The 9,957-nt window shown below is 69.6% G+C and carries 11 protein-coding genes and 1 tRNA gene; 6 read left to right on the forward strand and 6 right to left on the reverse strand.

The annotated features are described in order from the left end of the window. Complete coding sequence (locus ACGFJ7_RS37900; protein WP_392646781.1) at positions 1-2,181, forward strand: putative bifunctional diguanylate cyclase/phosphodiesterase; 2,181 nt, start codon at positions 1-3, stop codon at positions 2,179-2,181. A 102-nt stretch (positions 2,182-2,283) separates the two neighbouring features. Beyond that, positions 2,284-2,583, forward strand: coding sequence for a hypothetical protein (locus tag ACGFJ7_RS37905; protein ID WP_097317520.1), 300 nt, complete (start codon positions 2,284-2,286; stop codon positions 2,581-2,583). Here ACGFJ7_RS37905 and ACGFJ7_RS37910 read toward each other — a convergent pair whose 3' ends face one another. The 4 genes from ACGFJ7_RS37910 to ACGFJ7_RS37925 all read right to left on the reverse strand — a co-directional run bounded on the left by ACGFJ7_RS37910 (position 2,584) and on the right by ACGFJ7_RS37925 (position 4,525). Beyond that, the gene (locus ACGFJ7_RS37910) at positions 2,584-2,799 is read right to left on the reverse strand and encodes a hypothetical protein (protein ID WP_392646783.1); all 216 of its coding nucleotides are present in this window, start codon (positions 2,797-2,799) and stop codon (positions 2,584-2,586) included. 581 nt (positions 2,800-3,380) lie between these two features. Continuing rightward, the gene (locus tag ACGFJ7_RS37915) at positions 3,381-3,725 is read right to left on the reverse strand and encodes a GntR family transcriptional regulator (RefSeq protein WP_392646785.1); all 345 of its coding nucleotides are present in this window, start codon (positions 3,723-3,725) and stop codon (positions 3,381-3,383) included. A 42-nt stretch (positions 3,726-3,767) separates the two neighbouring features. Beyond that, positions 3,768-3,980, reverse strand: coding sequence for a DNA-binding protein (locus tag ACGFJ7_RS37920; protein WP_392646787.1), 213 nt, complete (start codon positions 3,978-3,980; stop codon positions 3,768-3,770). A 92-nt stretch (positions 3,981-4,072) separates the two neighbouring features. Next, positions 4,073-4,525 (reverse strand): GatB/YqeY domain-containing protein, encoded by a 453-nt coding sequence (locus ACGFJ7_RS37925; protein ID WP_360247332.1) that lies wholly within the window; start codon positions 4,523-4,525, stop codon positions 4,073-4,075. Between the two features lie 25 nt (positions 4,526-4,550). Here ACGFJ7_RS37925 and ACGFJ7_RS37930 point away from each other — a divergent pair, with 25 nt between their 5' ends. The 3 genes from ACGFJ7_RS37930 (at position 4,551) to ACGFJ7_RS37940 (ending at position 6,338) form a co-directional block, all read left to right on the forward strand. Further along, complete coding sequence (locus ACGFJ7_RS37930) at positions 4,551-5,444, forward strand: metallophosphoesterase (protein WP_360247330.1); 894 nt, start codon at positions 4,551-4,553, stop codon at positions 5,442-5,444. A gap of 72 nt (positions 5,445-5,516) precedes the next feature. Further along, positions 5,517-5,593 (forward strand) — tRNA-Pro (locus ACGFJ7_RS37935). A 400-nt stretch (positions 5,594-5,993) separates the two neighbouring features. Beyond that, the gene (locus tag ACGFJ7_RS37940) at positions 5,994-6,338 is read left to right on the forward strand and encodes a hypothetical protein (protein WP_392646789.1); all 345 of its coding nucleotides are present in this window, start codon (positions 5,994-5,996) and stop codon (positions 6,336-6,338) included. Here the strand turns inward: ACGFJ7_RS37940 and ACGFJ7_RS37945 are convergent. Together ACGFJ7_RS37945 and ACGFJ7_RS37950 are read right to left on the reverse strand one after the other, a co-directional pair. Beyond that, complete coding sequence (locus ACGFJ7_RS37945; RefSeq protein ID WP_360247328.1) at positions 6,328-6,783, reverse strand: AAA family ATPase; 456 nt, start codon at positions 6,781-6,783, stop codon at positions 6,328-6,330. The two genes, ACGFJ7_RS37940 and ACGFJ7_RS37945, sit on opposite strands and share 11 nt — an antisense overlap. Before the next feature lie 56 nt (positions 6,784-6,839). After that, complete coding sequence (locus ACGFJ7_RS37950; RefSeq protein WP_360247327.1) at positions 6,840-9,257, reverse strand: transglycosylase domain-containing protein; 2,418 nt, start codon at positions 9,255-9,257, stop codon at positions 6,840-6,842. A gap of 298 nt (positions 9,258-9,555) precedes the next feature. On the opposite strand from ACGFJ7_RS37950, the gene ACGFJ7_RS37955 reads away from it, so the two are divergent. Next, complete coding sequence (locus ACGFJ7_RS37955; protein ID WP_097317528.1) at positions 9,556-9,858, forward strand: WhiB family transcriptional regulator; 303 nt, start codon at positions 9,556-9,558, stop codon at positions 9,856-9,858. The last annotated feature ends 99 nt before the right edge of the window (positions 9,859-9,957 follow it).

Genomic DNA, 9,957 nt, shown 5'->3' on the forward strand with positions numbered 1-9,957 from the left:
ATGCTGGCCTGGTCGACCCATCAGCTCACCGAGTACTTCACCGCGGTCAACGCCGCCGGGGACGAGACCTCGGCGATCGCGAACGCGGTCGAGCGCGCGGCCGAGATGGTCGACGCCGAGGTCGGCGCGGTCGTGCGCGAGGGTGGCGTGCACGGGGCGTACGGCTTCGGACGGGTTGTCCCGGAAGTGGGCGTCCTGGAGGTCGCCGCCGGTCAGCCCCGGCTGATCGTGCCGAACGTGGGTGACCTGCACGCGGTCGCGAACCCGCTGGGCGATCAGGCCGGCGAGGCGCTCGTGGTGGCCCGGCTGGCCGAGCCGTTCGCGCCCGAGGAACGGCAGATGCTGCTGGGCATGGCCCAGGTGCTGGGCCTGGCGCTGCGCAGCATCCGGGTGCTGGCCGCCGAACGGCACCTGCGCGCCGAGAAGGAGCGGCAGGCAACCTCCGCGCAGACCCGTCAGAGGCTCGTGGAGACGTTGCTGACGATCCAGCGGGGGATCTCGGCCCGGCGGCCGCTCCCGGAGATCCTGGACGCGGTGACCGGCGGCGCGGCCGACCTGCTGGGCGGGGCCACGGTGACGCTGCTGCTGGCCGAGGGCGGCCCGGAGCGCCGGCTCACGATCGCCTCGACCTCGGGCGGTGGCGTGACGCCGCCGGAGGGCCTGGCCCGGGCCGCGATGGCCGGAGGAGCGGCTCTCGTACGGGTCGACGCGCGCGGCCAGATGATCGCCGCCCCGGTCCGGGTCACCGGCGAGATGGCCGGCTGCCTGGTCGCGCTGCTCTGCGGGGTGACCGACGAGAGCACCGAGCGGCGTGACCAGCTGGCCGCCTTCGCCCAGCAGGTCAGTCTGGCCCTGACCGACGCCCGCACGGTCGAGGCGGTCCGCGAGGCGCACCACGACCCGGTCACCGGCCTGCCCAACCGGGCCCTGTTCCTGACCATCCTCAACCGGGTGCTGGCCTCGCGGGCGACCGCGGAGGACCCGACCAGCGTGCTCTTCGTCGACCTGGACCGGTTCAAGGCGGTGAACGACAGCCTCGGCCACGAGGCCGGCGACCAGCTGCTCGCGTTGGTCGCCCGGCGCCTGCGCGGATGCGTACGGGCGAGCGACACCATCGCCCGGCTCGGCGGCGACGAGTTCGCGGCGCTGCTGCACGACTCGCCGGTGGAGACGGCGACGCTGATCGGTGAGCGGATCGTCGCCGCGATCAAGGAACCGTTCCGGGTCGCCGGCCGGGAGATCTTCATCGGCGCCAGCGTCGGGGTGGCGGTCTCCCGGGAGGCGACGCTGAAGCCGGAGGAGCTGCTGCACAACGCGGACGTGGCGATGTACCGGGCCAAGAAGGACGGGCCGGGCCGGGTGCTGGCCTACCAGCCGTACATGCACGCCGAGGCGCTCGACCACCTGAGCCTGCGCGGCGACCTGCAACGGGCACTGCGCGAGGGCGAGTTCCGCCTGCAGTACCAGCCGCTGATCCGGCTGGCGGACGGCGAGCCGGTCGGCGCCGAGGCGCTGATCCGCTGGCACAGCCCGGCCCGCGGCTTCGTCTCGCCGGTCGATTTCATCCCGATCGCCGAGGAGTTCGGGCTGATCGTCGACATCGGCCAGTGGGTCCTGGAGACCAGCGCGGTGCAGGTCGCCCGCTGGCGGCGCGACTTCCCCGACCTGGGGCTCAACGTGAACGTCTCGGGCCACCAGCTGGTCCATCCGCGCTTCGCCGACAACGTGATGAAGGCGCTGGCCATCGCCGGGCTGCCGTCGAGCGCGGTGACGCTGGAGCTGACCGAGTCGGTGCTGATGAGCGAGCCCGACCTGGGCAAGGCGGCGCTGCATCAGTTGCGCGGGCTGGGGGTGCAGCTGTCGATAGACGATTTCGGTACGGGTTACTCGTCGCTCGCCTACCTGCGCGAGCTCCCGGTGGACGAACTGAAGATCGACCGGGCCTTCATCGCCCGGGCCGAGCTCACCGGCGAGGACCTGGCGCTGGTGCGCACGATCGTGGAACTTGCGCAGATCCTGGGCCTCCGGGTGGTGGCCGAGGGCATCGAGAACGCCGCTCAGCTCGCCGCCCTGAGGCGCCTGGGCTGCGGATATGGACAGGGCTACCACCTGTGCCGCCCGACCGATCCGGCCGAGGTGCCGGCCAAACTGGTACGGACATCGATCGCCGTGCCGGGTTGATCTTCACCCGTTGGCGTACTTGATCACCGCTCTACCGCATGCGGGATCCTTGAGGGGTACTTTTCGGCTAATTGGTACATAAGCCCCGGAAGGAAAACAACAGTGACACCCTTCGCGCTGCTCTTCCTGCTCGCCCTGGCCGGCTCCACATGCTTCGCCCTCGGCCGGGCCCTCGGCCGCGGCGAGCGCTACGAGAAGGGATACCGCGAGGGCTTCCGCGACGGCGAGACCGGCTCGCTGGCCCGGGCGGCCCGGCTCATCCAGCTGAACGACCGCCCCGCCATCGCGCCCGCCATCGAATCGATGCTCGGCCCGTACGCGGTGCCCCAGCAGCAGTTGCCGGGCCGCAGCGTCGGCCCGGCGGTGACCGCGGTTCCGGTACGGCCCCAGCTCGCCCTCTGATCAGAACAATCGCAGGGCGGCGCTGGCGGCGAAGCCGAGCACGGTACCCACGATCGCGACGATGAGCCCGAGCTTGCCGAGCCGCTCCCCGCGGCGCAGGGTCACCGCGCCGAAGACGATGCCGAGAATGCCGAGAAGCGGAATGAGAAGGAACCCGACCCCGGCCATGACGAAAGCGGCGATGCTGAAGTTGTTGCCGGCCGCCCGAGGCGCCATCGGCGGGTAGGGGTTGTAGGGCGGCGGCGCCCCGTAGGGAGCGTTCTGCGGCGCCCCATAGGCCGGCTGCGCGGCGTTGACATACGGCGGCCCACCAGGGGGCGGCGCGGCGTTGCCATAGGGCGCGGGTGGCGCCGAAAAGCCACCACCATCGGCCGGATATTGCCCGGCAGTCCCGTGAGGCGCCGGCGGCGGCGCATACGGCGGCTGCAGGTCCCCAGCCGTAGGCGCATAGGGCGGCGGGTCTCCAGCGAGCGGCCCATACGGCGACGAACCCGCGGCGGGCTGCGCATACGGCGGTTGGCCTGAGGCCGGCGGCGGCAGTTGCCCGGAGGGCGGCCCATATGGCGGTGGGTCGGCGGCGGCCGCGTACTGGCCGGCCGGCGGGTACTCACCGGCGGGCTGCCCGTAGTTGTATCCCGCTGTGGGACCAGGCGCGGACCATCCCGTCTGCGGTGCGGCGGCGGGTTGGCCGCAGGTGGCGCAGTAGCCGTTCGGCTGAATGGCCGTCGAGCCACAGTTGGAGCAGGTCATCGACTTCGTCTCCCGGGTGTCGGTTTCACCCGGAAGCGATCGGCCCCTCACCGCCCGACTTGAGACCCGTCGCCACTCGATGTGCCGGCGACGGTGACGATCGTGCCGGTCGGATGAACCTCGGTCGTCCCGTCGGCCCGCGTGGCCGTGATGGCCGCCGTCGACGTCGCGCTGTCACCGGGCCGGAGAGCCACCTGGCCGGGCGGCTGCAGCACGAAGGTGCCGTGCCCATGCCGTACCTCGACCATGCCCTCGTTCCGCAGAAGCGCGAGCGCACGCCGAATGGTCTCCCGAGCGAACCCGAACTCGTCGTGCAGGTCCTTCTCGGAGGGCATCCGCTGACCGGGCGCCAGCTCCCCGTCGTGAATGCGCAGACCCGATGTCGCCCCCATGCTCCGGGCCGGCGCCTTCCACCACGTCGAACGGCCAGGCGCTCAATCCCTGTGCGAGGTCTGCGGCTGGCCGAGAGCCGGGCGATGCACTCTGATCCAGGCCTCGATGTCGGCGGCTCTCCACACCCGGCCCTGGATGAGTTCGTCGTAGGGTTCCGGCCAATCGTCACGCAGGGCCAGTTGGTGCACGCGCTGGCGTGTGATGCCGCCCAGGCGGAGCCGTATCTCCGTCATGCCCATCAACTGTCTTGTCATGGAGCTACTGTACAAGCGACTACCGCAGATGTCATTCCCACAAAAAAGGACCCCGGAAACCCGGGGCCCTTCCATGCGTGCACCAAAAGGGGTCAGCCCAGCTGGCGGCGAACCTCCGCGGCGACCCGGCCGCCCTCGGCGCGGCCCGCGACGGCGGCCTGTGCAGCCTTCATCGCGGGGCCCATCTGGGCCTTGCCGCTGAAGCCGCCCGCGGCCAGGGCCTCGCGGACCAGGCCGGCGATCTCGTCGTCGGTGAGCTGCTTCGGCAGGTAGCGCTCCAGGACCTCGCCCTCCGAACGCTCCTTGGCCGCCTGCTCCGAACGGCCCGCGTCGGCGAACGCGGTGGCCGCCTCGCGGCGCTTCTTGGTCTCGCGGGTCAGGACCGCGAGGACCTCGTCGTCGCTGAGGGCTCGGGCCTCGGTGCCGGCGACCTCGGCGTTGCGGACGGCGGCCAGCGCCATGCGCAGCGTGGAGGTGGTCAGCTCGTCGCGGCCCTTCATCGCGGCGTGCAGGTCATCGTTCAGGCGGTCCTTCAGCGTTCCCATGGACGGAGAAACTACTCTTTCGGTCATGCGTAAGCGCTCCTTTATCGCCCTGGGTGCCGGCCTGGCCGCCGCCGGCGGCGCGACCTTCGCCTATGCCTCGCTGGTCGAACGCAACCTGTTCACGCTGCGGCGCTTCGACGTGCCGGTGCTCGAACCGGACGCCGAGCCGCTGCGGATCCTGCACCTCTCGGACCTGCACATGATGCCCGACCAGCGACGCAAGCAGGCGTGGGTGGCCGCGCTCGGCGGCACCGACCCCGACTTGGTGATCGTCACCGGCGACAACATGGCGGACCCCGCTGCTGTTCCCGGCGTGCTGCGAGCGCTCGACCCGCTGCTCGAGGTGCCCGGCGCGTTCGTCTTCGGCTCCAACGACTACCGGGGCCCGCGGTGGAAGAACCCGCTGGAATACCTGATGCCGGAGCGCGAGTACGTGCAGGGCGTCGACCTGCCCACCGAGGACCTGCGCGCCGCCCTGGTCGACGCGGGCTGGGCCGACCTGAACAATGCCCGCACCACGCTGAAGGCCGGCGGCCGCTCGATCGAACTGGCCGGCGTCGACGACCCGCACGTCGACCGCGACGACTACCCGTCCGTGGCCGGCCCGGTCTCCACCGGCGCCGACCTCCACCTGGGCGTCACCCACACGCCCGCCTCGCGCGTCCTCGACGCGATGGCCGCCGACGGCTTCGAGCTGCTGCTGGCCGGCCACACCCACGGCGGGCAGGTGTGCGTCCCGTTCTACGGCGCCCTCACCACCAACTGCGACCTGCCCACGTCGATGGCGAAGGGCCTGCACCGCTGGCCCGGCTCCGACTCCTGGCTCCACGTCTCGGCCGGCCTGGGCACCCACCCGACCGCCCCGATCCGCTTCGCCTGCCGCCCGGAGGCCTCGCTGCTCACCTTGATACCGCGCTGACCTGCGGTTTTACGCTTCAGGGGATACCGATTTCGCGTCCGGCCGGGCGTCGGATAGTATTTCCTGGCAGCTCGGGGTGTGGCGCAGCTTGGTAGCGCGCTTCGTTCGGGACGAAGAGGCCGTCGGTTCAAATCCGGCCACCCCGACCAAGAGCAGTGCAGGTCAGGCCCGGTTACCGGAAACGGTAGCCGGGCCTGATGTGTTTCTGTCCTCGTTCTGAGGTAGACCAGTGTTGTGCGGGATGCCCGGCCACGGCTCTCCTTCGCAAACCAACACACACCGCAGCCGCGACCTGCGCCCGTGGGAAGGTCATCGGACGTCCAAGGCAGCGAAGGCACGCAGCACGGCATCGGGCGGCGCGCTGGGCCGCTGCGCTGCGAGCTCTACGGGCTGACCAGCACTGTCGCCGTCCTACCGGTGTTCGAGGTGTAAGCCACGTTGGAATTGACCAACCGACGGTGCTGTTCGAGGCCGAGCCCCTTGCCTGAGCCGCCGACGACCGAGGCTGCGGTCGGATGTGGCTCGTCAATCCTTGTGCGAGGATGCGCCGTGCGGATCTCGTGGGAGCAGCGGCGTGTGTGCCGGCGGTTCGGTGTGCGCGGGGTGGCGCCTGGCGGCGGGTCGATGGTCGGGCTGGCTCTGTCGAGAGGGCCGGAGGTTCTGCCGCTCAACGCCGTGCGCCATCTGCCGGTCGGCGCGAGCAACGGCTGGTACGTGTGGCGCGGCGAGGCTGATCCGGCCGACGACGGCTTCTACAGCCCGCTGCACGTCGAGCATCTGAGCGACCACGCCCCCGAGCTGATCCCCTACCTGGCCCTGCCGCCGGGCTGGGCGGTTGTTCTCGCTCCTGGCTACGAGGACGTGTACTTCGACGAGGATCTGCTCACCGAGTAGTGGTCAGGGCTTCGAGGCGGTGGGCGACCTCGGCGGCCGGTCGGGTGGCGTCGATCTCGGTGGTGGCGGTGGCTCGGAGGAGGGGCTCGACCGTGGCCAGGTTGGCGAGGATTTCCGCCCGGTCGGCGGCGCTTTTGCCGTACGGGTTGGTGGTTCTCGCCTCGACGCGGGCCAGCAGGACGGCGGCCGGGGCGCTCAGCAGGACGATGTGGTCGAAGAGCGGGTAGAAGCGGCCCTGGTTCGACTTGCAACCGGCCACGAAGACGTCCGGTGTGCTGGTCAGCAGTTCCGTGATGGGGCCGGGACGCCAGATCCAGTCGTCGCCGGCCCATTCGCTCCACTCGTCGGTGTCCGTGTCGACCGTGTGATGGCCGCGGGCGGCCAGCAGGGTCAGGGCCGTTGATTTGCCGGTGCCGGACATTCCGGTGATCAGGATGCGGGGCATGGGCAAAAAATACGGGCGGGACGTCCCGAAGGAGGTCCCGCCCGTGTGGTTGAAGGTCAGCGGCGGCCTGGCGGCTTGGGGGCGTTGCCGGCCGGCGGGGCGCCGTTCGGCGGGGTCTGTGCCGCCTTGCCCTTGCTCACCTCGATGACGACGACGCCGCCCTTGATGGTGCGGCCGCCCGGGTCGGTGCCGGCCGCGGTGCCCTCCGGGCAGTCGGACTCGACGTCGTTGCCGACCACCGCGTCGAAGCCGGCCGACTCGATCTCGTCCTTGGCGCTGCCGATCGACTGGCAGGCGACGCGCGGGATGGAGCGCTGGTCACCCTCGGCGATCTTCTTGCTGCCGGGGACCTTGAACTGCTCCTTCGGCTTGCCCTTCATGTAGTCGGCCAGCGTCTCGTACACGGCCGGGTTGACCACGTCGTGGCTCATCCGGTCGGTGTGCTGGGGCCAGTCCGGGTTGACCAGGTAGCCGGCCACGACCAGCTTCGTGGTGCCGGTGATCAGGGCGGCCGTCTTGTCGTTGTCGGTCGTTCCGGTCTTGCCGAAGACCGGGTGCTTCACCGTCGTCTTGACCGCGCGGGCCGTGGCGCCGTTGCAGTTGCCCAGCTGGGCCGAGTCGCCGACCGGGCAGCGGGTCGCGTCGAGCGTGGCCCGGGCGACGTCGGGGCTGGTCGCTCGGATGCAGCGCGGCTTGCCGATGTCGAGCTTCTCGCCGGACTGCGTGGTGATCTGCTCGATCGGCGTGGGTTCGCAGTGCATGCCGTCGCCGGGCAGGACGGCGAAGGCGTTGGCCATGTCGAGCGGCGTCGACGCCGACACGCCGAGGGTGAACGCGCCCCACTGGTTGGCCGATACCGGGTTGTTGGCGAAGTCGGCGTCCTGCTTGACGCGGAACTGCACGCCGAACCGCTTGGCCACGGCGACCACGTTCTCGGCGCCGACCCGCTCCTCCAGCGGCACGAAGTACGTGTTGATCGACTTACCGAAGGCGGTCCACATGTTGTAGACGCCCTCGCCGCCGCCACCGGAGTTGCTGGGGCACCAGAAGTGGGTGCCGGGGCAGGCCGAGTCGTTGCTCGAGTCGATGATGTAGCCCGACTTGTAGCGCTTCTCCGCCTTGATCGGGTACGCCAGCGGGTAGCCCTTCTCCAGCGCCGCGACCATGGTGAACATCTTGAACACCGAGCCGGCCTGGTAGCCGCTGATGTCGCCGCCGCCGGAGAGCAGCGGGTTGGTCGTGTTCGGGTAGGTCGCCCGTACGCCCGCCTTGGCCTTCCGCTTGTCCGAGGACAGCGGGTTCTGCGGGTGCGACGGATCGTCGAGCTTGTACCGGCGGTTGGCCGACAGGACGCGGACCTTGCCGTTGCCGGGCTCGACGCCGGCGATCAGCAGCGCGTTCTTGTTGTTCTGCGAGATGTGGTCGGCGATGCGCTTGCGGGCGTCAGCCGTGCCCTTGACGTCCATCGTCGTGACGATGCGGTAGCCGCCGCTCTTGAGCCGGCGCTCACGGTCGTACGTCGTCGCTCCGAACGACTCCTGGCTCATCCACCAGCGGTAGAAGTAGTCGCAGAAGAAGCCCCAGTTGTTGTTGGCGACCGAGACGCAGCCGTTGCTGATCGACTTGACCTTGCGCGGGATGGCTTCCTTGACGGCCTTGTCAGCCTGGGCCTGGGTGATCGATCCGGCCTCGACCATGCCGGGGATGATGTAGTTGTTCCGGCGGTCGCGGATCTGCGGGTACCCCTCCGAGGTGGTGGGGTTGAAGCTGGTCGGCGCCTTGACCATGCCGGCCAGCATGGCCGCCTGGCCGACCGTCAGGTCCTTGGGCTTCTTGTTGAAGTAGACCTGGCTGGCCGCGTAGACGCCGTACGCCTGGTTGCCGAAGGGCGCGATGTTCAGGTAGCGCTCGAGGATCTGGTCCTTCGACAGCTCCTTCTCCACCTGAAGCGCGTACTTCATCTCGTTGACCTTGCGCTTCGGCGTGTCCTTGGTGGCGTCCACGACCTCCTGCGGGTTGGTCGCCGAGTAGGCCAGCGAGAGGCGCACGTACTGCATCGTGATGGTCGACGCGCCCTGCTTGGAGTCGGACTTGCCGCTGTTGTTGACGAACGCGCGGGCGACGCCCTTGAGGTCGACGCCGTTGTGGTTGTAGAACTCCCGGTCCTCGGCGGCCACGATCGCGTCCCGCATGAACTTCGAGATGTCCTTGATCGGGACGTCGCTGCGGAACTCGTCGTAGAACTGCGAGATCTGCGTCCGGCCGTCGCGGGCGTAGATGCGGGTGATCTGGGGGGAGCTGAAGTCTTTGAGCTCACTGGGCAGTTGCGCGAACGTCTCGCCACCGGCCTTGGCGGCCAGTCCGGACATGGCGGCGGCGGGGAACGCCGCGGCCGCGACGACGACGCCGGCGAGTAAACCGCAGATCAGCAGCGAGGTCGCATTGGCGAAGATGTTGTGATCGCGTCTGCGCATCCAGGAGGTCACCCGAGCAGGGTACGCGAGGACCGCACGTGACCACACGTCAAGAGAGTCACGGTTCGCCCAGAATCAGTCTGCCCGAACAGGTGATTTTTCGTGGGGATTTGCGAAGTAGGCTTCGCGGCCTTTGCCCGGAAGAGCCGGGCTGTACGTATTTGAGGGACAACGTTGCGTAATCGCCCAACTACAGAGCATGATGGTCCGGCGAGCTAATCGCACGACGTCCGCGTGGCTCAGGGGGACACACGCCCCGCGGACGTCAGGGGGGTAACGCTAGGGGGGACGTTTACAGATGGGGATGATCAGCGACTGGCCCAGCATGGCCGCGTGTCAGAGTGGCGACCCTGACGCGCTTTTCGTGCAGGGCGCCGAGCAGAACGTGGCGAAGAGGATCTGCCGCAGCTGCCCGGTTCGCTACGAATGCCTCGCCGATGCCCTGGACAACCGGATCGAGTTCGGCGTCTGGGGAGGAATGACCGAACGGGAGAGGCGGGCGCTGCTGCGCCGCCACCCGCACGTGGCGAGCTGGCGCAAGATGTTCGAGGCCGCGATGAAGGACAAGGGCGCCGACAAGGTGCTGGTCCCGACCCGCTGAGCCACTAGGCCGTGTCCTGCCGATCACCGGAGCCAGATTAGGGCGGCGATGAGCAGCAACGATGACCGGTAAAGGGCGGCGCGTTTGGCGTAGCGAGTG

Origin of the sequence: Actinoplanes sp. NPDC048988 (genome assembly GCF_043197815.1) — a bacterium.
GTDB lineage: Bacteria > Actinomycetota > Actinomycetes > Mycobacteriales > Micromonosporaceae > Actinoplanes.

Coding starts and splice junctions, on each gene's coding strand:
- ACGFJ7_RS37900 (WP_392646781.1), top strand. CDS start 1: ATGCTGGCCTGGTCGACCCATCAGCTCACCGAGTACTTCACCGCGGTC.
- ACGFJ7_RS37945 (WP_360247328.1), bottom strand. CDS start 6,783: ATGCCCCGCATCCTGATCACCGGAATGTCCGGCACCGGCAAATCAACG.
- ACGFJ7_RS37915 (WP_392646785.1), bottom strand. CDS start 3,725: ATGGGGGCGACATCGGGTCTGCGCATTCACGACGGGGAGCTGGCGCCC.
- ACGFJ7_RS37950 (WP_360247327.1), bottom strand. CDS start 9,257: ATGCGCAGACGCGATCACAACATCTTCGCCAATGCGACCTCGCTGCTG.
- ACGFJ7_RS37910 (WP_392646783.1), bottom strand. CDS start 2,799: ATGGCGCCTCGGGCGGCCGGCAACAACTTCAGCATCGCCGCTTTCGTC.
- ACGFJ7_RS37925 (WP_360247332.1), bottom strand. CDS start 4,525: ATGGGAACGCTGAAGGACCGCCTGAACGATGACCTGCACGCCGCGATG.
- ACGFJ7_RS37955 (WP_097317528.1), top strand. CDS start 9,556: ATGGGGATGATCAGCGACTGGCCCAGCATGGCCGCGTGTCAGAGTGGC.
- ACGFJ7_RS37920 (WP_392646787.1), bottom strand. CDS start 3,980: ATGACAAGACAGTTGATGGGCATGACGGAGATACGGCTCCGCCTGGGC.
- ACGFJ7_RS37930 (WP_360247330.1), top strand. CDS start 4,551: ATGCGTAAGCGCTCCTTTATCGCCCTGGGTGCCGGCCTGGCCGCCGCC.